Raw genomic sequence first — 19,225 nt, 5'->3', positions numbered from 1 at the left:
ACTTCATTTATTTTCCCCTGATTTTAATGTCTTAGCGGCATCTTTGGCTAACCTTTCTGCAAGGTTAGCCAAAAGCTTGTTTGCAGCAGTGTCTGAAAGCGTGCGCTGATCGGCGGCGGCAGTGTACCGCGCAACCTCGCTGTCGGTCGTGTGACCGGTCCACGCCTTGATCTCCTGATTCGAGCAGCCGGCCTCGGCGAAGCGGCGCGCGGCGGCCTTGCGCAGCCCGTGCGCCGAGCAATTCGGCAGGCCGGCCTCGTCGCACCACTGGCGGAACTTGTTGCCGAAGCCTTTCACCGAAAACTGCCTGCCGAACTCGGTGACGACAAAGAACGCGCCGACTGTCGGCGTTGCCAGGATCGATTCCGCCAGGCCGGGCATGATCGGCAGCGACACGAAGACCTTCGTCTTTTCCTGCGTCAGTTCGAGCCTGGTGTCGCGGACGCTGGCGGGACCCATCTTGCGGGCATCACCGCCGCGCTGGCCGGTCCAGATCATCAGATCGAACGCCAGCCGGGCGACCGTGCCGATCGCGTGGCGCCGTTCGTACGCGGCGATCTCTTCCTCGGTCCAGCTGTGGAACCCGCCCCCGCTGACCTTGAACGGACGCGTGACGATGACCGGGTTCGAGCCGGCCATGCCGATGCGCATGGCGAACTTCATCAGCGCGGAGAGCCGCTTGCGTAGCATGTTCGCCGACGTCCGGTGCGGCAGCAGCTCGGCGAGCATTGCCTCGACGTGCCGCGGCTGCAGCTCGCGCACCATGATCTCGCCGTACCGCCGCCCCTTGCGGGTCCGCGAGCGCCAGCGCTCGAGCGTGCCGCGATAGACGACGCGCGTGCGCTCGCCCGGATCGAGAAAGTCGGGCGAGCGGTAATAACGGGACAGCAGGTCGTCGAACGTGCCGACCGCGGCGCGATTGGCGCCGGCCTCGATCGCAGGCGCGCTGACGCCTTCGTTGCACGCGCGCAGCTCGGCCAGAAATGTGTCGGTCCCCGGCTCGTTCTTAAAATAATAGGTGACGAAGCCCGTCCGGCGGTAGCGATAATGGGCCTTGCCATGCCGGTCGCGGAACGTGCTGACGTGCTTCGGAAGCCAGCGCCGCTTCACGCGAACATCTCGTCCAGGCTGTTCGCGCCAGCGGGTACGACCCCTGCCCCGGTCGTGACGATGATCCGGCCAGGTTCGATCTCGACCCGCACGGGGATGCCGACTTTCGCAGCTGCACGGAACACGCGCGCGAGATCAGCTTGGCGAACGAGGGCGCGCGCGCTCATGATTGGGCCGACTCGAGCGGAGTATCAGCGAGGACCGCGCGCAGCTTTGCAGCGTGCTGCATCATTTTCGCAGCGCGCGTTTCAAGCGTCCTGGCGGTCACGAAGAGGTCAAGATTCGACACACCGCGATCGGCGTTGAGTTTGTGGTTCAGGCTTCGGACGCCGACCCCGAGCGCATCAGCCAGCGCCTTTTTGCCGCCGAGGATCTCGTATGCGGTTTGGAGCCCCATCATCCGCGATATCTCGATCGGGAGGCCGCGCTGTTCCCGCTTTGAGGAACGCCTTTCAAGGGCTGCGGACGTTTCGATCTCGCGTGCTTCGGGGGGAGCGGTGCTGATCACCATGGAATTCCTGCAGATGCTGGGGAGGCCAGAGGACGCGCCAGTGGGCGTTCTTGTACAAAGCGATTCGCCAAGACCGGCGAACAGGGGCGGCGGGCAGCGTCAGCGAGGACGTCGCACGGTAGGTCGGCCGCGGCAGACGGCGACGTCCGCGACCTCACAAAGCCCACCATGCGACAATGGGCATCCAGCCGAGCAGCGACGCCGTGCCAATTGAAAGGACTCGATAGCCTCGAGGCAGACGCTGCTGTGCGATGCGGTTCACCGGCAGGCCTCCTCGACGGACGCCGTGATGGCCGGCTCGACGTTGCCGAGGGCGAGGCGGCAGATGCGCTGCCATTGCGGTGCGACCGACCCGGCGATGACACCGAGCGCCGCAGCGCCACCGCCCGCGAGCAAGCCGATGCCGAAGCCGTGGAGGATGTGCTGGGCCATCAACCGCGCCGATCCGCCATGCCGGCGGCAAGCATGATGATCGCGACCGGGACCCAGATCACGGCGAGCGCGATCGCCACGACGACCTTCGCCACGCGGCGGTGACGCATGCGGCGCTCGATGCGCGAGCGGCTGGTTGCAGCGGCGGCGATCACTGGAGCACCGCCGCTGCAGGATCCGAGACACAGCGCGAGCACGTCGCCGGCCCGCGCCAGCCGCACGTGTGCGAGCCGTCGCCCGCGACGCACGGATCGCTCTCGCTGCACCCGCAGCCGCGGCAGATCCGGGGATGTTCCTCGGCCGGCGTGTCGCGCAGCTGAAAGTACACGTCGATATCGATTGGGAAGGCATCGGCGAATGCGTCGACGGTCTCGCGATAGCGCGCCGTAGACCCCTCGGTTTCGAGCAGCATGACGAGCGCCCGCGCCTCGGCCTGGTTGTTCGCGCTGATGCTGCGTGCGATCGCGTCGACCGACAGGCCGGCGGCAATACGGCGCAGACGCAGATAGCGCGCAGGCGTCAGCGGCAGGAGAACCGAGGGCGCCGGGCGGCGGCGTTCGGTGGGCATCCCGACATGGATCATGGGGCAATCCTTCCAGACAAAGGGGTGACGGCGCCGGAAGCGGGATCTTCCGGAGTGACGGGGGGGATGGTTCAGGAGGCTGGCGGCGGATCGGCCGCGGAGGTCAGATCAGGGGATCAGCCAGGGGCTGGCGAGACCTCCGCCGCGTCGGGCTGGTCGTCGTCATTGGCCGGCACGCGGTTGTCGTCGTTGGCGGGCTTCGAGCGCCACTGGCCGTGCGGCAGGCGGATCGCCGGGTTCGGGATCATGCTCGGTCGCACCGTGCGGAATATGCCGAGCTGCGCCACGAAGGTGTGGCCGCAATCGGGGTTCTGGCAGACATAGCGGATCTCGCGCGTCAGCCGGTCGATCTCGACCGAGTCATAGGCGATCGATCGCGTCAGGCAGTGCGGGCACACCGTCGCGGGAACGCGGGGCGTGTAGTTTCTCTTCTTCGTCACTGATGGGTCCCCCCGGCATTCCCCGGCCCCGTCGACATGGCGGGACGAAGGAAATTGGGCAGGCGCCGGCGGATGCGGCGCAGAACGCCGTCAACCTGCTGCGCCTCGACCAGCGCGCGATGATGATCGAGCGGGGAGGCGCCGGGTTGGGAGACGCTGAAAAGGGCGGAGGTCAGTTCACCTGCCTCACGAACGAAGTCGATCGAGTCCGCGACCAGCTGGCGTCTGCAGGCATCCTCCTGCTTCACCTTGATACCGAGCTGATGGCTGAACGCGTCACGGAACGGCGCACCCTCACCACCAGCAAGCCGATGCGCAGTGTCGAGCGCAAGGGCTTCGGGAAGCGACGGCAACGTGTCGCTGTTCGGGTTGGCCCACGCGTACACGGTGCTGACGGCTTTGCCGACTGCGGCAGCGGCGCCTTCCCCTTTGATCTGCGCGAGAACCTTGATCATCGCGTCGGGAAAGGTGTCGGGGATGCGAGGCTTGGTCACAGCGAAGCCCTCCGCTGGAAAAGCGCGGATCGATTACAATCGACGAGGGTACCCTGCGCAGCTACCTCTTGAGTCTCGGGATAGATGTCGGGACGAAGAAGATGCTTGGAAACGCCGGTCGCCCGCTCAACCTTGAGCACATGCTCAGCGGGCAGGCGCTTCGCGGATTGCAGCCATTTCCAGACGGCGGTCTGCGAAACTCCGCACAGCCGTGCAAACGCAGATTGCGAACCTGATTTGAGAACCGCGGTTTTCAGCGATGCAGAAGGGGATGCGATATCCATACCCTTCGACTACACATATGGTTGTAGTCCAGTCAACACATATTTGTCTATATGCAACTACACCATTGGTTGTAGCGTGCTGATATGATTGACGGTGAACGATTAGCTGAGCGGCTAAAAGCCAATGGACTGTCGCAGTCCGAACTGGCGCGACGCGTGGGCATCAGCCAGCAGACCATCCATAAGCTGGTCGTCGGGCAGTCTCGTGGCTCGACGCATATTGCGGCTATCGCGAGAGAACTGGCGACGTCGCCCGCCTATCTCACAGGCGAGATCGATGATCCCCATGAAGGCGCCGCTCCCCCGCGCCCTAGGCCGACCGTGCAGGTCGCCACCATGCAGGTGTTGCTGCCTGATCAGCGGGCCTTGGCCCGAATGTTTCTTGGCATTCTGAAGGCGTCTGAGGGGATGTCTCAGGATGCTCTTTCTGATGAGCTTGCACGGATGCTGCCCAAAGGGCTCGGGCTTCTGCAAGGGCCGCTTGTGTTCGAGGACTCGGACGATGGCGATGCTCCGCCAGGCGAAACTGAAGGCGGTCATGACGATCGTCCCGCACGGCGGCGAGCATAGCGCAGGTGGTTTCACACCGAACACATCCGCGCTCACATCGAGGCTGAGACTGGAACACTGACACCATATCGCCGACTCATATCGTTCTTATTATGTTCCGCTCCGTACGGTACGATTCCCAACAAAAATAGGGGGTGCTTCGGCAAAACCGAGCATATAACCCGACAACGAGATGCTCGCAGCGGCTGGCTCCAGATTGCAGATAGGTCGCTTTGCGCGAGGCGGCCCCCTGATAACTGCCATTCAGCCGAGACTGAATGGCGGTCACATTTTCGATCAGACGAAACGTTCTGTAAGCAGTCGCTCCGAAATATCACGTAGGTCCCAACCAGCACGCGTAGATGTTTCCAGGGCATCAAGGCGTTGAAGGGGTATCATCTTATGAATGTCTTCTACCAAGCCGATCAGCTCGTCACGTATCTGGGACAAGGCATTTGAAGATGCGTAAAAGATTGACTTATTTGGGCTAGCCTTTGCCGATACGGTTGTGGGCTCACCTATAAGCAGAACGCCAAGGCTATCTTTTCCGATAATTTTGTCGTTCATCCACTCCAAGTGGTTTAGACACTGACCGATATCTTCTTTATTATATTGCGACTCTTCGTTCTTATCGGTTTTGAGCTCTAGTCCAAGAACAACATCCTGTCCCGGGTCAGCCCAAAGGACATCTGGTCCGGTACCAAGGTCGTTGTCAGGCCGCGTCGATTCAAATCCAAGTAGCTCGCCGAGATACCTTGCGGCTTCTTCCATTTGTCGAGGTGAGGCGCCATCGAGGGGGGCAAGGGCAGACCGGATCTTATTTAGCTGGCGATTGTAGCCTTCATGGGCCAGCGACACGATCTGGTTGAGGCTCTCTACTATCCGTGAGCGTATAATCTCTACGTCATTCTCTCGCCCAATCGGGCCTGTGTAAACGATGAGATTGTAACCTAGCTGCCCACGTGCTCGCGCATAATAAAAGCGCCCCTCGTCGATATCACCTTCTTTGTGCAGGCATGCCCCAATCCACAAATTATGCCACCCGGCCAACTTTTCGTCCGCACGAGCCGTCTCTGCGACGATGCTGTCCAAGGCGTCTCGCGCTGATTCGTAGTCGCCTTCCCAAGCGTATTTCGCAAACTGCGCTTCTGCGGCTGCCGCTGCGAGGTTGCGAGCCTCCATTTTTCGCGCTCGGTCAGTTATGTCGGCGTCAATCTCAGAAGCCTCCAGAAAGTCGCTATAGTAATTAAGCCACTTTTGATCACGGGGCCTTGAAAGAAGGACCTTGGAAAGAAGCTCCTGGACCTTCACCGTTGTCGAAACGTCCATGCCTTCCTGAACGTGTCGGCCGAGCAGAATTTGGTTTTGAAGAAGCGGCGGGAGCAGTGCGACGTTTTTATCAGTGTTTAACCAGCTGTTTAGTTTGCGTCCCGTAATCAAGAACGCCCCAAAATCGCTTCGACCGCGATTTATCCGGCCGAATAGCTGTACAATGCGGTTAGCCGTGCGCGACGCTGAAAACGACCGCATATTGAGCAGGTCGAACTGAAAGCGCTCAAGCAAGCTATCGCCGATAGGAATGCCATCGATAACCATAAGGCGACAGGTGTCGTGTGGAAGATCGATGCCATCAACACGGGATACCAAAACAAAAGCTCCAGATTTCGCATTTCGAAAATTATCCAGAGCGTCAGAGAAGTCCTTCGGTGCTGGCGGCGTGGCTATGGAAGCCCAGTTTTCACTCGCTTTGTAACTAGGAACTGCGATCAGTGTTTTGTGGGTTTTTGATATCGTGCTAATGTATTCGGTGCTAAAGGTCTTGGCTGCCAAGCCTCGTTCGAAAATGATCAGCCGCTCACCATTGCCAGCATCATTGTCAGGCTCGATTACAATGCTCGGTTCTTTACCAAATGCACGGATTATATCCGCTTTGTTGTGCAGAGTCGCTGACAGATAAACTCGCCGTACAGACCGAGAAAATATGTTTAGAGCCAGCGACGGAAGGAAGGGAGGCGTTATCTCTATCGATCCGTTTGAAAGAACGACGGCGCAGCGATCTAGTTTGTCTTTAAGATGCTGGTACGAGTATTTTAGGTTTTCATCCGTCGGAGCTCCGTTGCCGTTTAAAGCGGCGGATAACTGCCCGGCAGTAGAGGCAGAAATGTCTGGCGGGATCAGCATGCTCTGCGATGTGCCTGGCAGCTCGCCGATGGCTTCCTTGTATTCGTTATCGTGGCCAATATTGGCCATCTGCTGTCGATAGATGGCGACGACCGCGCTGTATAAGTCCGGGTGGCTATGCTTCGAAAAGCGGATTGAAAAGGCATCTCTCATCATCGCTTCCGCGACATGAGCGTCATCAAATATTACCGCCTGAGGGAAGTGCTGTCGTTGAATTGATGAGTGACCGGAAAATAGTGCCTGATAGGTAGTGATGCAAAATGACTTGCCCGTCTCAAACAGGTCGTTGTCGTAGCCTCCCCGCACGCGAGTGGTTGTTTCTATACCAATCGCGCGGGCCTGTTTTGCCGTCTGATTGACGAGGTCAATCGTGGGACACACATAAATGACGTTCTCTAAGCCCTCGTTGCAAAAGCTCTTTGCAATTAAGAGACCAACGAGCGTCTTTCCGGCGCCAGTATTGAGGCTTACCAAAGCGTCTTTGGTTTTGCGGTTTTCGTGCCATTGAGTGAGCGCTTGAGCTTGTCCCCGCCACAGATCGTTCGGCGCGTTTTCGATGCGAGGGAGTGAGGCGAATATCTTAAAAGGATCAGTCTGCAAGCCAGCTTTTTTTGGAATCGACAGGCGAGAAAAGTCCAACGTCATATAATCCATCTCCAGTTCGGAGGTAGGGTGGACGCGACGCTTCATCCTTGTCGAGAACTAAAGCATAAAAGGTTCAATATGGATCTAATTGCTTTAACACTGAAAAATCGGAAAAAATTGCGAATAACGTATTTCAACCAGGCCGAATCCAGCGAATTCTACTGAGACAGCGAAGTAGAAAGTTGATCAGACGATCAACATCAAGCCGCTTCCAGCTTGATGACCGTCGAATAGCCTCGATCGCCAAACGAGTGCGCGACCTCCGCCACCAGCCAAGCGGCACCATTGATCGGAGCTTTGTAGCCGCTGACGTCCGCCTTCGTCTCAACGTGAATGTCGGGCCGCCCCAACGCGAGCGTAAGGCTAAGCGAAACCGGCTCCCGCCTCGCGCGACCATTCGCCGCATTGGCAGCAGCCTGCGCGTCCGCCTCGTTGGCGTAAACGCGTGATAGCGTCTTTGCCCCCTCCGCCTCCCCGGCCACGAGATGCTCGCGCTTGCCGGACTTGCGGTCGTGCCATGTCGCCTTGACCCCCGGCACGTCGTCCCGCCTTTGGCGGCTGAACTGGTGGGCATCGCCGTCACGCCGCGCGATGGTAACGGTTGCAATCGTTTTGCCGGACGGCGTCGTGCCGGCGGAGATCGGCGAGAAGATCAGCACACCGCGCGCGATCTTCGCCACCGCGCCGCGCTCGCGGCCGAGGCGGCGGAGGAAGGCGAGGTCGCTTTCGCGGTTCTGCGCTTTTGCCGTGACCGCGATGTCGGCGAGGCTGGCCGCGCAGTGCGGCGTCAGCTGGTGGCGCTCGGCGATCTCAGTCACGATCGCGCCTAGCGTCGTGCCGTGCCAGCTCTTTTCGCGCCTGGTCTTCAGGTCGCTGGTGAAGTCGGCCGAGCGCGCGCGGATCGTGATCAGGTCGGGCGGGCCGCCATGCGCGACCTCGTCGACGATGAACCACCCTTTGTCGACCAGACCGGGCGTGACGTCGCTGCCCTGCTTCCACCCAAGCCAGACGTGGATCTTCGCGCCTGTCGGCGGAAGCTCGACGGCGCCGTCGGTGTCGTCGATGACGAGATCAAGCTGGTCGGCTTCCTCGCCGCGCTTTTCGGTGATGTTGAGCGAGACGAGGCGGCGGCGCGGCGGGCGGCCACCCCCTTGCGCGACGCGGCCTTCGAGCAGCGGCGTGATGTCGGTGCCGTCGACGACGACGCGGACGGCGGCAATGTTGGCGATCATGCGACGTCGCTGTCTACGCGCAGGAGATCGATCGCGAAATCGATCTGGCGCGGCGTGCCGTCGGGAAAGAACGCCTTTGCACGATCGTCGATGCCGGTGATGACGAACGCGCCATAGACATAGCCGAGCCCGTCGACGAGCGACCAGGCGTCGCCGCTGTCCGCCATGCGGCGCAGCTCGTCGATCGACACGCGGCCGTCGGCGATCTCGGCATAGACGGTGCCGGGCAGCGTGATCGTCTCTTCGCCGGGGCCGGTATATTGGGTCGCGTCGCGCGCGCCGATCCGCGTGGACGTGGCGTGGCGCCAGTTCGCGCGGCGTGCCAGCTCGTCAAAGGCGAGCGTCTGGATCGAGAAGGGGAACAGGCCAAGCGCGAGCAGCATCAGACGGTCTCGTAATCGGGGGTGTCGGCAAAGGACGATCGGCGACGCGCGGCCGTTTCGCGCTCGCGGCGGTCCAGCTCGTCGGCGACGGCGCGGGCAAGGGCTTGCGCGTCCTGGCCCGGCTGCTGGTTGATGTGGATGGTGTAGCTGCGGGGTGCGGCGCTCACCGCGCCAGGCGATGCGGAGGCGGGCCCGGCGGCGCCGCCAATTGCCAGCGCCGGGATCGCGCTGCCGGTGACGATCGCGGACGTCAGGCGGCTGGAGAGGCGATCCATGCGCCTGACCGGCTCGCCCTCCTGCGCGGCGATGCCGTTGGTCAGCCCGTCGACAATATTGCCACCGAAGCCGGCGAAGACGCGGCTTGGCGAATGGATGCCGAGCTTCGCCTTGAACCATCCCGCCGCGGACGAGGCGACGCCGACGATCGTGGTTTTCAGCGAACCGAACATGCCGAAGATCCCGCGGATCAGCCCGGAGATCATGTCGCGGCCGATCTGTGCGAACCGGGTCGGCAGCGACGCGAACCAGTCGACCGCGCCCGCGAACGCCCCCTTGATCCCCTGCCAGAGCCCGGCGAACCATCCGCTGATCGCGCCCCAGTTCGCATAGATCAGATAGGCCGCGGCGCCGATCGCGACGATGCCGGCGACGACCGCGAGCGCGATGCCGATGACCGGCAGCATGCCGATCCCGAGCGCGCCGGCCGCGAACGCCAGCGCCGAGAAGGGCGCGACCAGGCCGGCAATGACGATCGCGCCGCCCCCCAGCACGAAGAACAGCCCGGCGAACGCCGCGGCGCCGATCGCCACCGCCTTGGTCGCATTGGGATAGCGGTTGGCAACGTCGCCGATCCACGTCGCGAACGCATTGGCGCGTGTGACGATCGCGTTGATGGTCGGCAGCAGCTGCGCGCCGAGCGTGATAGCCAGCGTCGTCGCGTTGACCTTCAGCTGTTTCGACTGCTCGGCCGAATCCTTCATGCGGTCGGCGAAGTCGCGGTCGGTCGTGCCCCCGGCCTTGCCCGCCTCGGCGCGGATCTTGCGAAATTCTTCCATGTTCTGGATCAGCGGGCGCAGACCCTGCTGCACCTGGGCATCCTCGAACAGATAGCCGAGCTTCGACAGGTCGCCCTTCAGCGTCTTGTTGGTCAGCTCGGCAATGGCTTCGAGGGGCGTCTTTCCTTCCGCATAGGCCTTCTTCAGCGCGGCCGGCAGATCGACGCCCATCTTCTCGAACGCCTTGTTGGTGGCGGGCGATGCGATCTTCTGCAGGATGTTGGCGAGGTTGCTGCCGGCGCTGGCGGCGTCCCCTGCCCCCTTGCGCGCGATCTGCAACCCGGCCGCCAGATCCGCGACGGCGCCGACGCCCGTCTGTCCGAGCCCCTGATAGGCAGCGGTGAGCGCGGGGAAATATTGCGCCATGTCCTTGATCTCGAACGCGCCCGCCTTGCCGGCGCTGGCCATGACGTCAATGATCTTGCCGGTCTGCGCGACCGGTACCTTCAGATTGTCGGTGGCGGCGAACGCGGCGGCGGAGAGGTCCGCGATCTCAGCCTTGTACGCGGTCGCGGCACGGCCGATCGGCTTCATCATCGCGACCGCGTCGGGCACCTTCGCGCCGAGTCCGGCGAGCGCATCGACGCCGGCTTGCAGGTCCGCTGGCATCTGGTTGGCGGCGCGCGCGGACACGAGCAGGTTGCGGCCGAGCTGCTCAGACGCGGCGCGCGACAGGTCAGCCTTTTGCCCGATGTCGGTCATCACCGACTGATAGTCCTGCGCGGCCTTGATGCTGCCGATCAGCGGGGCGGCCATCGCCACGCCGGTGCCGATCGCCGCGGCACCACCGGCCGCGAGCCCGGTGGCCATGCCCTGCGTCCGCGCGAAGCGCGCGCGGCCCGCCGCCATGCGCCGCTCGCGGTCCGCAAGACGGCCGACCTCTGCCGTCTGCTCGACGATCGTGCGGTTGGTCTGAACCGCCTCGGTCCGCAGCCGGCGCTGGTGACGCGCCAGGTCGTTCGTATCGACGCCGGCGGTGTGGAGGCGCAGCGACATTTCCTGCAGCGACTGCGACTGCTTGCGCTCGGTCGCCTCCAGCGTCGTCACTTCGCGTTCCGCCTTGGCGAGCGCGCGAGTCAGCGCCGCGGTCGGCCTATCGGCCGCGGCAATCTCCTGCCGTAATCCCGCCATGCGCGTCCGCGCCGACCCGAGCGCTGTGCCGGTATCGCCAAGCCCTGTCTTCAGTTTGCGGAAACCCGCGATATCGCCCTGCGCGCGCTCGATCTCGCGCAAGCCGTCGCGCGTCAGCTTGAGCGCCTGCGCGGCCTTGGTAGATCCACCGGCAATGGCGCGAAGCGGGCCGGTGACGCGGTCGCCGGCCTCCAGCAGCATGCGGATGCGCAGGTTACGATCCACGGGTCTGTCCTTCGGGGTTGTGGCGGCGCGCAGCGCGCGCGCGCCACTGCATCAGGTCGTGGATCGAGAGTGCGTCCAGGGCATCGGGCGACCAGTGGAAGACGAAGGCGATGTCCGCCATCGGATCTTCTACATGCTCTGGGAGAGTGCCGCCTTCGTCGCAGTCGGCAGCAAAAAATCGACGAGCACCCCTGCGATTTGCGTAACGTCGGCGGGATCCATCGCGTCGATGAGGTGCGGATGCAGGATCGGCTGCGTCACGCGCGGCGCGACGAGCGCAACCTGATTATAATCCATCCGCACCAGCCCGCCGAGGTTCGCGCCGCGCAGCGCGCCACCCATCGGCTTTCGGACATGAATCAGCGTACCCGCCGGCATCACGACCTTGTCGGCGACGACGATGTCGTATTCGAGCGTGACGTCGCCAGGGGCGGCGGGTGCGGAGTTTTGCGTGTCGTTCTGGTCGTTCATCTTATCGATCCTCGGATTTGGTTCGCGGCGCGTCGGCGGGGCTGGCGCGCGGGCTAAAGCCCCAGCGCCCCGCGGTGCGCGGCCATCAGGTCCACGCCGCCAACGACCTCGATCATGCCGAGCACATCGATCTCGACCTCGACGACGTCGTTCCACGTCAGCTTGAAATAGCTGAGCTGGCTTTTGACCTTGAACTCGGTGTCCTCGCCGGGCTTCCATTCGCCCATGTCGATCTCTTCGTGCCGGCCGCGCGTGACGATCTCGACGACGTCGACGGCGCCGGTGTCGTCATTCTGGAACGAGCCGACGAAGCGCTGCTGCACGCCCGAGATATTGAGCATGCCGTGCTGACGGAGGATCTGGCGCATCGGGCCGCCATAGGTCGCCTCCATCTCCAGCGCCTCGCCGCCCATGTCGACCTTGACCGCGCGGCTCATGCCGCCCGCACGATAATCCTCGAACTTGCGGACGAGCTTGGGCGGCGTGATCGAGACGGTTTCGCCGATAAACGCCTCGCCATCGTTGAACATCATCGTCTGTTTGAGCTTGCTGGGGAACGCCATCGCGTCGGCCTTTCGTGCGGGAGGTGGTGTTAGTTGCCGGCGACCAGGCTGGTGAAGTCGGCGAAGAACTCGTCCGAGATCTCCTGCTCGAGCCCGAGCGCCTCCAGGGGCGGCACGAAGGTGTAGCGATAGCCGATCAGCAGCTTGCCGGCCTTCAGCTGCTCGACGGGGTTTCTTGCCCCGTCGAAGAAGGCCACGGCGCCAAGAATGCGGCCGGCTCGCGTCTCGGTGCGGAATTTCTCGTTGATCTGCTCGACGATGTCCTTGGCGAGGCTGGGCAGCAGCGGCTTGTCCATCGCCCACACCAGGCCGAGCGCGACGGTGTCGGCGAGGATCTGCGCGGTGCGGCAGCCGCTTTCGAACACGAAGTCGCTGTCGGGCGCGGCGCAGGTGCGGTTACCCCAGAAGCGCAGTTCACCCGCGATGCGGACGACGGTCACCAGCTGCGACGCGTTGAGCACGTTGGCGTCGCATTCGGGATCCTGAATGTCGAATGTAACATCTGCCGCCAGGCCATCGATCTCGGGCAGTGCGACGTTGGACAGCGTCTTGTGCCAGCCCTGCGTTTGATCGATCGCTGCGCGGGCGCCCATCGCGACGGCTGCGACCGGGACGCCAATGCTCGCACCGCCCGCGCCGTAGGGCGCCGTCACGCTCGGCCAGAGCAACGTCAGTTCGCGCGCGTCGGGGAACAACGCACGGTGCGCGATGACCTCGCCGCGATCGTTGCCGATCGCGTACGCATAGACACGGGCGCGCAGACGCTTTGCGACGGCGACCATCGCCTTCGTCACCAGCTCGCTCTCGAGGCCGGGCGCGCCGATAATCCGAGGATGGAGGTTCAACTGGGCCGAGGCGGTCAGCAGCGCCTGCATGCCGGTCTTCACGCCGGCCACGTCGGTGCCGATGACCGCCGTCGCAGTGTCAGCTGGCGTAGCACCAGGCGCGACGCGCACGACGACGACGGGCGCGGTGACCTGTCCTGCGATGGCGATCAGCGCGGCCCGCAATGTGCCGCTCACACCGGCCTTGTCGATCGCGACGTCGAGGTTCGTCACCTTGACCGCGGTGTCGAGCGGGAATGCGCCGGCAACCGCATCCGGTGCGGTTGCGACGAGACCAATGACGGCGGTGGCGACGGTCGTGATGCCGCGGGTCGATGTCTTGACCTCGGTGACGTTGATCCCGTGGAGGAAACTCATGGGCGGACCTTTCAGGCGAGCGCCGACAGGGCGCGGATGGTGGACGAGATGGAAAAGGCGGCGGCGGCCGTCGTGTCGGTGCGTCGGCCGGTGACCGTGATGACGGCCTCGTGCGGGAGTTTTCCGGGCGAAAGCACGATGCGGGAGATCCGCGCGCGCCCTTCCTGTCGAAGAAGGGCGAGCGCTGCGGCGGCGAATACCCGCGTGCGACCGAGTTCGTTGTTCGGCTGGTCGAGCAGTTGGGGAAGCAGCGAGCCATATTCGCGCCGCCCGATCCGGGTGCCGAGTGGCGTGCCGAGGATGTCACCGATCGACTGCGCGAGGTGATCTGCACCAGTCAGCGGCCCCCCGGTGTTGCGATCCATGCCCATCATTGGGGCGGCCCCGACATCACGCTACCCGCCTGCACCTTCGTGTGGACGTGACCCTTGAGGCTCTTGCCGCCACCGACGACGTCCGCGTCGCCGGTCACGGTGCCGGTCGCGTGGATGTCGCCATCAACCGCGAGGTCGCCCTTGAACGACAGGCCACCGTCCGCATCGATTCGAACGGTCGCGCCTGCTGGCAGGATGGCCGTCAGCGTGTGGGTCCTGGGATCGTAACCGATCCGCGCGCGGTCCCGATATTCGGTCAGCGTGGAGTCATCGTTCGCGGGGTGAGGATAAGCGTCGCTCGCCAGGCTGCCGATAATAATACCGCGCGCGGTGTCCGCCTCGGGTGCCAGGACAACGACCTGTTCGCCGATCGCGGGCGGCGACCAGGTGCGCGTGGATCCGGCGCGGCTGGCAAGCCAAGGGATATTGCCGGTCGTCAATTCGTCAGCGAATTGCACACGCGCGGTGCCAGCAGCATGGTCGACGAATACGACCACGCCCTCGCGCGCAAGATCACCAATGAGGCGCTGGATATCGGCATGTTCGGCCATAGCGGCGACCATGCGCGGGACGTTTCGAGAGGCGAGGCTTTGCTCTTGTAGAAACGCTTTCTACAAGAGCAGCGGCACGATTTGGCTCATCGCACCAGCAACCGGTGCCGAAATCCATAGCGGCGCCGTAACCTCGGTAGGATGGACCCAGTCATTGTTGTTCGCCGTGCCGGTTGGCAGCGTGAATTCATTCGCCCCGCTCTGCCGATACAGGTCAACAACCGGATGCCCATATTGACCGACGATCTTCATGCCGATGTCGACATAGTCCTCGAGGGCATGACCAAGGCTGTTGCGGCCGCGAGTCCCCTCGGCCACGCCAGCGCCCGTGGTGTCGCCGCCCATCCGCTGAAGCGAGGTTAGCCAGATAATCCGAAGGTCTTTCCGAACCGCCGCGACCGTTTCGAAAAAGCGGCGGATGTCGCCGGCGAAGGTCTGCGCAGCTGAGGTGTCAGCGTCGGTCCCGAGCGGTCGCCCATAATACCAGTCGTTGGTGCCGAGGAATACGATCAGCCCGTCGATCTGCGTCAGATCCGGATTTTGGCTGAAGGCGTCCTTGAGCTGGCGACCGTCGATGCCGCTCTTGAACCCCAGCCGCGCGCCGAGGCGCTTCAAGAGGGGCTGAACCCAGTAGCCTGCGTTCGTGATGCTGTCGCCGATGATGCCGAGCGACAGGTTGAACCACGGACGCACAAGCTGCCTCAACTGCGCGGTTGGGGGGATGTAGCCTTGCGGGTTGCTATTGTCGGGCGTCAGGACGAAGTCGCCGAGATGCGATTTCGGCATCGTGACCTGGATGGAAAAGGCATTCGCGGGCACATCGTAGACGCCCGGCACCGCCGGAAACGGAATGGCGCCAACAGGGTTTTCGCCGAGATCCATAAAGACATGGCCGAAGTCGGGGACGCCGAACGGTTCGCCCAGATGCCACAGCGAAATCTTGCCGCCCGGCATGACGGCGATCGGGATGCTCGTACGGAAATCTGCGTTGCCCTCGTCGATCGTGCCGTCAATCCGCTGCGCGCCGCCCTTGACCCTCGTCGGATCAAAGATGTTCTCGCCACGACGCGCGCCGAGCAGGCCATAGAAGAGATCGCGCAGGCGCTTCTCGTCCGCGATCGTCAGACCGCCAGGATGACGATAGGGCGCGGCGCGTGTCAGCCCCTTCGCCACATTTACGGCAAGGCCCGGCAAGCGGTAATTAGCGACGCAGAATTCGAAGAACGCAGCGCGGGGCGGCGCTACATAGGGCGTGTCGCCTGCGAGCCGAACGGCAGGCGAGCCGACGACACGGCCCTTCGCGCCGAACCAGACAAGCGATGCGGCCTCGATCGTACCCGGCCATTTGTTGAGGATCACGCTGTCCCCCGGTGACACCTGAATACGACCGGTCGTTGTGAAAGCGGTGTTATACTCGGTAGTCCCGTCGTTCAGAAGGACAGTGTTGGCAACAAACCTAGAGGGATCAAGCCAGTTACGCAGCTCGCCATCAGCATCGATCGCGAGTGCACGCGCGAGCTCTCGGCCGGACAGCGGATCCAGCGCGCCGAATGCCCTTGCGCTCGTCGGCAGCGCTGAGCCGCGGTAAGCGTGCATGTCGACGAATAACGGATCCTGTTGGCCGAACCGGGCATAGAGTGCCGTTTCGACGCTCGTGGAGATCGGCACGCCTGCGGCGATCGGACCGGTCTGAAAATCAACCTGGTTCATGCCCGCGTCGAGCCATTGGACGCCGTATGGCGCCGACACCGCTATCGTCACGTCGCACACGAACGGCCCTTGCCCGACTGGCAAGAGGCTCGACATGGAGAAGCCGGCGATGCGATCGACACCGCCTGAGCTGTTGACCAGGACGCCCAGCTGAAGCCGTGACGGGTCGATGAGATCGCGATCGGTCGGCAGCGAGACATCATTCAGATCATAGCTCGCATCAGCAGCGATAGCGCCGGCGCCGGCGACAAGCTGCGCCAACGATGCGCGCCGGGTTTGATCGCCCTGGACGACGACCAGCAGATCTTCGTCGGTGACAGGCCCGATGACGGGCAGGTTTGAAATTTTTGCCACGGTTCAGCGTCCTCGAGCAAACCAGCGAAAGCCGCCGGCGGCATCCGTCGTTGTTGATTTGTGGTTCTGTGCGAACAGCGTCGCCTGGTCGGGCGTTAACGCGACCTCCTGAACCGACGACAGGCCGTCGTTCATCTGCGCGCTGTTGATCGTGGTCGCAAAGATGCCGTCGCAGGCGGTGGTAAAGGGCCATGGAAAGACGAGCCTAAAGGTCGTTTCCGACGTCGGCATCGCCGAAATGCCGCTCATCTCGATTGTGCCATCCGAAAAGCGGCGATAGCGGCTTGCACCGTCGACCCGCGTCTCCGCGACAAAGATGACGCCCGCGGCGATCAACGCGGCCGGTGTGATCGCGCAGTCGATCGCCGTTCCGGCGCGGATCTGCGCAGCCGTCGCTGTGTCGACGGTCAGCGAGAGGTTGGTGCCGAGTGTGCCGCCCCCTTTGACAAGACCGTAACCGTAGATCGTTCGGGATAGCAGGCCGTCGATCGCGTCGGAAACCGCCGCGACCGCCGCTTCGATCATCGTCTTGACCACCCCACCGGTGGTCACGCGCGACGTGTCGCCGCCTTCGGCCTCGGCATAAGTCGCCAGTTCGACGACACCTTTCTTCTCGGTGGTCGCCGGAGGATTGAGGAAGTCCGTGTCGCCGAAGGTGATGTTTTCGACCCCGGCCTGCGGAAAGACGATGTCGATCGAGAGGGCGAGCGTTGACGAGATCGACTTTTCGACGATCGTTGCCGCCTGGCTATAGGTGGCGAACAGGGTGCCATCGGCTAGGAAAAGGCCAAAGCCCGTGACACTGTAAGTGATCTCCGCATCGTCCTGGACGGTCATGTGCACGACGTTATCGCCGACCGATTCGCCCGACACGGTCGATACCCGTCGGAACTCGCCGGGAAGGGCAGTCAGTGATGGTGCGGCGATGAACGGCGTCGCGGTCATGGCGACCGCAGTCACCGTCAGATCAACACCATTGTCGGACTGCGCGGCGGTGAAACGACCCAGCCCCGCCGTCGTCATGACCAGTTTCAAAGCGTTCATGGCATAGTATCCAGAAAGGTGCCGGTGCTGCCGTCCTCGATCGGTTCGCCGTCTTCAGTCTGCAAAAAGCCGGCCCAGCTCGGCGAGCTGTCGATCGTCATCTCGGCATCCGTGCGGGTGTAGGAGAATGCCCGAATGACACCTTGCAGGCCGATGGCTCCTGCGACCTCGATCTTTTGGACGAGCCGCATATGCTCGCGCAGCGGCTTCACCCGGGCGACCTCACGGATGATGGCATCAGCAAAGGCAGCGCTCGCGCGACGTCCGCCGCGGGCGACGCCGTTCGTCACCATGGGGACGATGACCTCGAACGTATGCGGCGCGCGGCGCGGCGCGGCTTCGTGCCACTCGACCAGGCCGGCGAGCTGATCGAACCGGGCGAGAACCGTTTCGACCGACATTCGCGTGCCCTTGCGGCGATGCAGGTCGATCGATCCGGCGACCGCAGCGCGCTTGTCTTCGTCCGACCAGTCGGCGTCCCAGCTATCAACTGATAGCCCCCATGCGAGCCACGGCAGCACCTCGACCGGGCAGGACATGGGATCGTCTATGTCAGTCGGCGCGTGAAGATCGACGATCCGCGCACCGCCCGCCTCAAGAGCGCGTTCAAGCCGCGTTGCGTTGGGCGGCAGCAGGCTATTCATCATAGCCGGCGTGCTTCACGTCGATGTCGGTACACAACGCAGCCTCGGTCAGATCGCAGACGATCGACGTAAGTGGCGACGTGATCTCGACCCGCTGAACGCCCTCGACGGTCAGGGCCGCGTAAAGCCCCGACATGGTGATATCCCGGCCGAGCTTGCGCGAGTCCGCAAGGTATCTAACGAGCTTCTTGTTCGCGGCGATCAGCACCAACGATGGATCCGGACCCGCGAAGGTCCACAGGCGGGCGACCAGCGCAAAGCGCCGCTGCGTTGCGGACGCGACGGATACGAGATCGCCGAGCGGCCGGATGGCCTTGTCGGTGACGATCGCGGCGACCTGCGCGAGCAGCGCGGGCGACGCCGTACCATCGCCTTCGGCCGACAGCACCGATACCCGGACCTCCCCGGGCGTGGGTGACGTGGCGCTGGCATCGAGCACCAAGCCGCTCGCGTCCTTGGCGTGCTTTACATAGGCGAGCTCGGGACCGGCAACCGAGAAGCCCTCGGGGCCGAGCACGATGCGCGCGCGCAAGCTGTCGTCAGTTTCGTAAACGGGCACGGTGCGAGTGGTGCCGTTCGCCGGGGTGACGACCAGGCGGGCGACGCCGATCGCGGCGCCGAGGTGATCGAGCGTCGAGCCGGTGGCATAGGCGACCAAGCGCTGCTGGAGGCGTTCGTTAAAGTCCTGTCGCAACAACAGTTCGTCATAGGTCGCGACCTGCAACACCTTGACGGCGGGGTCGCTGTCAACGGTTGCGTCGAACGACGGCAGCAAGGCCTGGACGCGCGCGACCTTGCGTTGAAAGATCGTCTCATAATCCAGCTGCTCAACGAGCGTCGGGGGATCGAAGCGTGATAAGTCGACTGTTGTAGGACTGGAAGTAGCGGCCATGCCAGCTATGTCGTCGGCGCGGCAAGGGCATGGCTATGGCGCGCTCTTGTAGAAACGCATTCTACAAGAGCGCTGTTGCTCGTCTAAAGTAACTCGTCTCGGCGGTTTACGACCAATGGGTGTGAGAGCGCAGCGTTCAGGTAAATTACCGAGAGGTGATCGAAC

General features: G+C 63.2%; 24 protein-coding genes. 1 reads left to right on the top strand and 23 read right to left on the bottom strand.

What is annotated here, in order from left to right:
* Positions 1-3: 3 nt before the first annotated feature.
* The 9 genes from ASE89_RS16050 to ASE89_RS20010 form a co-directional block, all read right to left on the bottom strand.
* The gene (locus tag ASE89_RS16050) at positions 4-1,110 is read right to left on the bottom strand and encodes a tyrosine-type recombinase/integrase (protein WP_056679729.1); all 1,107 of its coding nucleotides are present in this window, start codon (positions 1,108-1,110) and stop codon (positions 4-6) included.
* Complete coding sequence (locus ASE89_RS20590; protein WP_156363523.1) at positions 1,107-1,277, bottom strand: hypothetical protein; 171 nt, start codon at positions 1,275-1,277, stop codon at positions 1,107-1,109. Before ASE89_RS20590 ends, ASE89_RS16050 begins: the two co-directional genes overlap by 4 nt.
* Positions 1,274-1,621, bottom strand: a complete 348-nt coding sequence (locus ASE89_RS16045; protein WP_056679726.1) for a hypothetical protein — start codon at positions 1,619-1,621, stop codon at positions 1,274-1,276. Before ASE89_RS16045 ends, ASE89_RS20590 begins: the two co-directional genes overlap by 4 nt.
* 258 nt (positions 1,622-1,879) lie before the next feature.
* Positions 1,880-2,053 (bottom strand): hypothetical protein, encoded by a 174-nt coding sequence (locus tag ASE89_RS20585; protein WP_156363522.1) that lies wholly within the window; start codon positions 2,051-2,053, stop codon positions 1,880-1,882.
* Positions 2,053-2,208 (bottom strand): hypothetical protein, encoded by a 156-nt coding sequence (locus tag ASE89_RS20880; protein ID WP_168427707.1) that lies wholly within the window; start codon positions 2,206-2,208, stop codon positions 2,053-2,055. The genes ASE89_RS20585 and ASE89_RS20880 overlap by 1 nt, the downstream gene beginning before the upstream one ends.
* Positions 2,205-2,636: a hypothetical protein gene (locus tag ASE89_RS16040; RefSeq protein WP_056679721.1), complete on the bottom strand. Its 432-nt coding sequence runs from the start codon at positions 2,634-2,636 to the stop codon at positions 2,205-2,207. Before ASE89_RS16040 ends, ASE89_RS20880 begins: the two co-directional genes overlap by 4 nt.
* A gap of 116 nt (positions 2,637-2,752) precedes the next feature.
* Positions 2,753-3,076, bottom strand: a complete 324-nt coding sequence (locus ASE89_RS16035) for an ogr/Delta-like zinc finger family protein (RefSeq protein WP_051916603.1) — start codon at positions 3,074-3,076, stop codon at positions 2,753-2,755.
* Complete coding sequence (locus ASE89_RS16030) at positions 3,073-3,531, bottom strand: hypothetical protein (RefSeq protein WP_156363521.1); 459 nt, start codon at positions 3,529-3,531, stop codon at positions 3,073-3,075. The genes ASE89_RS16035 and ASE89_RS16030 overlap by 4 nt, the downstream gene beginning before the upstream one ends.
* A gap of 35 nt (positions 3,532-3,566) precedes the next feature.
* Positions 3,567-3,854 (bottom strand): transcriptional regulator, encoded by a 288-nt coding sequence (locus ASE89_RS20010; protein ID WP_082451608.1) that lies wholly within the window; start codon positions 3,852-3,854, stop codon positions 3,567-3,569.
* 84 nt (positions 3,855-3,938) lie between these two features.
* Between ASE89_RS20010 and ASE89_RS20005 the strand changes: the two genes are divergently transcribed.
* Positions 3,939-4,424 (top strand): helix-turn-helix domain-containing protein, encoded by a 486-nt coding sequence (locus ASE89_RS20005; protein ID WP_082451606.1) that lies wholly within the window; start codon positions 3,939-3,941, stop codon positions 4,422-4,424.
* Positions 4,425-4,700: 276 nt separating this feature from the next.
* Here the strand turns inward: ASE89_RS20005 and ASE89_RS20000 are convergent, their stop codons facing one another.
* The 14 genes from ASE89_RS20000 to ASE89_RS15955 all read right to left on the bottom strand — a co-directional run bounded on the left by ASE89_RS20000 (position 4,701) and on the right by ASE89_RS15955 (position 19,060).
* Positions 4,701-7,229, bottom strand: a complete 2,529-nt coding sequence (locus ASE89_RS20000) for a DEAD/DEAH box helicase family protein (protein ID WP_168427705.1) — start codon at positions 7,227-7,229, stop codon at positions 4,701-4,703.
* Positions 7,230-7,429: 200 nt separating this feature from the next.
* Positions 7,430-8,461, bottom strand: a complete 1,032-nt coding sequence (locus ASE89_RS16015; protein WP_056679708.1) for a contractile injection system protein, VgrG/Pvc8 family — start codon at positions 8,459-8,461, stop codon at positions 7,430-7,432.
* A complete protein-coding gene (locus ASE89_RS16010; protein ID WP_056679705.1) occupies positions 8,458-8,844 on the bottom strand; it encodes a phage tail protein in 387 nt (128 codons plus the stop codon). The genes ASE89_RS16015 and ASE89_RS16010 overlap by 4 nt, the downstream gene beginning before the upstream one ends.
* The gene (locus ASE89_RS16005) at positions 8,844-11,255 is read right to left on the bottom strand and encodes a phage tail tape measure protein (protein ID WP_236701827.1); all 2,412 of its coding nucleotides are present in this window, start codon (positions 11,253-11,255) and stop codon (positions 8,844-8,846) included. The genes ASE89_RS16010 and ASE89_RS16005 overlap by 1 nt, the downstream gene beginning before the upstream one ends.
* Positions 11,245-11,376, bottom strand: coding sequence for a GpE family phage tail protein (locus ASE89_RS16000; protein WP_056679700.1), 132 nt, complete (start codon positions 11,374-11,376; stop codon positions 11,245-11,247). Before ASE89_RS16000 ends, ASE89_RS16005 begins: the two co-directional genes overlap by 11 nt.
* A gap of 8 nt (positions 11,377-11,384) precedes the next feature.
* Complete coding sequence (locus tag ASE89_RS15995) at positions 11,385-11,726, bottom strand: phage tail assembly protein (protein ID WP_031395795.1); 342 nt, start codon at positions 11,724-11,726, stop codon at positions 11,385-11,387.
* Positions 11,727-11,779: 53 nt separating this feature from the next.
* Positions 11,780-12,289, bottom strand: coding sequence for a phage major tail tube protein (locus tag ASE89_RS15990; protein WP_031395794.1), 510 nt, complete (start codon positions 12,287-12,289; stop codon positions 11,780-11,782).
* 29 nt (positions 12,290-12,318) lie between these two features.
* Positions 12,319-13,491, bottom strand: coding sequence for a phage tail sheath subtilisin-like domain-containing protein (locus tag ASE89_RS15985; protein WP_056679697.1), 1,173 nt, complete (start codon positions 13,489-13,491; stop codon positions 12,319-12,321).
* An 11-nt stretch (positions 13,492-13,502) separates the two neighbouring features.
* The gene (locus ASE89_RS15980) at positions 13,503-13,856 is read right to left on the bottom strand and encodes a GPW/gp25 family protein (protein ID WP_236701826.1); all 354 of its coding nucleotides are present in this window, start codon (positions 13,854-13,856) and stop codon (positions 13,503-13,505) included.
* A gap of 5 nt (positions 13,857-13,861) precedes the next feature.
* Positions 13,862-14,416: a phage baseplate assembly protein V gene (locus ASE89_RS15975; RefSeq protein ID WP_056679691.1), complete on the bottom strand. Its 555-nt coding sequence runs from the start codon at positions 14,414-14,416 to the stop codon at positions 13,862-13,864.
* Positions 14,417-14,476: 60 nt separating this feature from the next.
* Complete coding sequence (locus ASE89_RS15970) at positions 14,477-16,480, bottom strand: SGNH/GDSL hydrolase family protein (RefSeq protein WP_056679688.1); 2,004 nt, start codon at positions 16,478-16,480, stop codon at positions 14,477-14,479.
* 3 nt (positions 16,481-16,483) lie between these two features.
* Positions 16,484-17,524 carry a gp53-like domain-containing protein gene (locus ASE89_RS15965; RefSeq protein WP_056679684.1) on the bottom strand — a complete coding sequence of 347 codons (1,041 nt, stop codon included), beginning with the start codon at positions 17,522-17,524 and terminating at the stop codon, positions 16,484-16,486.
* Positions 17,521-18,168 (bottom strand): phage tail protein I, encoded by a 648-nt coding sequence (locus ASE89_RS15960; protein ID WP_236701862.1) that lies wholly within the window; start codon positions 18,166-18,168, stop codon positions 17,521-17,523. Before ASE89_RS15960 ends, ASE89_RS15965 begins: the two co-directional genes overlap by 4 nt.
* On the bottom strand, positions 18,161-19,060 hold the full coding sequence (locus tag ASE89_RS15955; RefSeq protein WP_056679678.1) for a baseplate assembly protein: 900 nt from the start codon (positions 19,058-19,060) through the stop codon (positions 18,161-18,163). Before ASE89_RS15955 ends, ASE89_RS15960 begins: the two co-directional genes overlap by 8 nt.
* Positions 19,061-19,225: the final 165 nt, after the last annotated feature.

The organism is Sphingomonas sp. Leaf30 (assembly GCF_001422525.1).
Lineage (GTDB): Bacteria > Pseudomonadota > Alphaproteobacteria > Sphingomonadales > Sphingomonadaceae > Sphingomonas > Sphingomonas aerolata.
Note: the sequence above shows the minus strand (reverse complement) of the source record. Positions and strands in the feature narration are given on the sequence as shown.

What these genes read in the sequence shown, in the direction of transcription:
- ASE89_RS15985 (WP_056679697.1), bottom strand. Translation starts at nt 13,491, where the DNA reads ATGAGTTTCCTCCACGGGATCAACGTCACCGAGGTCAAGACATCGACC.
- ASE89_RS16010 (WP_056679705.1), bottom strand. Translation starts at nt 8,844, where the DNA reads ATGCTGCTCGCGCTTGGCCTGTTCCCCTTCTCGATCCAGACGCTCGCC.
- ASE89_RS16045 (WP_056679726.1), bottom strand. Translation starts at nt 1,621, where the DNA reads ATGGTGATCAGCACCGCTCCCCCCGAAGCACGCGAGATCGAAACGTCC.
- ASE89_RS15980 (WP_236701826.1), bottom strand. Translation starts at nt 13,856, where the DNA reads ATGGATCGCAACACCGGGGGGCCGCTGACTGGTGCAGATCACCTCGCG.
- ASE89_RS15995 (WP_031395795.1), bottom strand. Translation starts at nt 11,726, where the DNA reads ATGAACGACCAGAACGACACGCAAAACTCCGCACCCGCCGCCCCTGGC.
- ASE89_RS16015 (WP_056679708.1), bottom strand. Translation starts at nt 8,461, where the DNA reads ATGATCGCCAACATTGCCGCCGTCCGCGTCGTCGTCGACGGCACCGAC.
- ASE89_RS15955 (WP_056679678.1), bottom strand. Translation starts at nt 19,060, where the DNA reads ATGGCCGCTACTTCCAGTCCTACAACAGTCGACTTATCACGCTTCGAT.
- ASE89_RS15965 (WP_056679684.1), bottom strand. Translation starts at nt 17,524, where the DNA reads ATGAACGCTTTGAAACTGGTCATGACGACGGCGGGGCTGGGTCGTTTC.
- ASE89_RS16040 (WP_056679721.1), bottom strand. Translation starts at nt 2,636, where the DNA reads ATGATCCATGTCGGGATGCCCACCGAACGCCGCCGCCCGGCGCCCTCG.
- ASE89_RS20585 (WP_156363522.1), bottom strand. Translation starts at nt 2,053, where the DNA reads ATGGCCCAGCACATCCTCCACGGCTTCGGCATCGGCTTGCTCGCGGGC.
- ASE89_RS16030 (WP_156363521.1), bottom strand. Translation starts at nt 3,531, where the DNA reads ATGATCAAGGTTCTCGCGCAGATCAAAGGGGAAGGCGCCGCTGCCGCA.
- ASE89_RS15960 (WP_236701862.1), bottom strand. Translation starts at nt 18,168, where the DNA reads ATGAATAGCCTGCTGCCGCCCAACGCAACGCGGCTTGAACGCGCTCTT.
- ASE89_RS15975 (WP_056679691.1), bottom strand. Translation starts at nt 14,416, where the DNA reads ATGGCCGAACATGCCGATATCCAGCGCCTCATTGGTGATCTTGCGCGC.
- ASE89_RS20005 (WP_082451606.1), top strand. Translation starts at nt 3,939, where the DNA reads ATGATTGACGGTGAACGATTAGCTGAGCGGCTAAAAGCCAATGGACTG.
- ASE89_RS20000 (WP_168427705.1), bottom strand. Translation starts at nt 7,229, where the DNA reads ATGACGTTGGACTTTTCTCGCCTGTCGATTCCAAAAAAAGCTGGCTTG.
- ASE89_RS15990 (WP_031395794.1), bottom strand. Translation starts at nt 12,289, where the DNA reads ATGGCGTTCCCCAGCAAGCTCAAACAGACGATGATGTTCAACGATGGC.
- ASE89_RS20590 (WP_156363523.1), bottom strand. Translation starts at nt 1,277, where the DNA reads ATGAGCGCGCGCGCCCTCGTTCGCCAAGCTGATCTCGCGCGCGTGTTC.
- ASE89_RS16000 (WP_056679700.1), bottom strand. Translation starts at nt 11,376, where the DNA reads ATGGCGGACATCGCCTTCGTCTTCCACTGGTCGCCCGATGCCCTGGAC.
- ASE89_RS20010 (WP_082451608.1), bottom strand. Translation starts at nt 3,854, where the DNA reads ATGGATATCGCATCCCCTTCTGCATCGCTGAAAACCGCGGTTCTCAAA.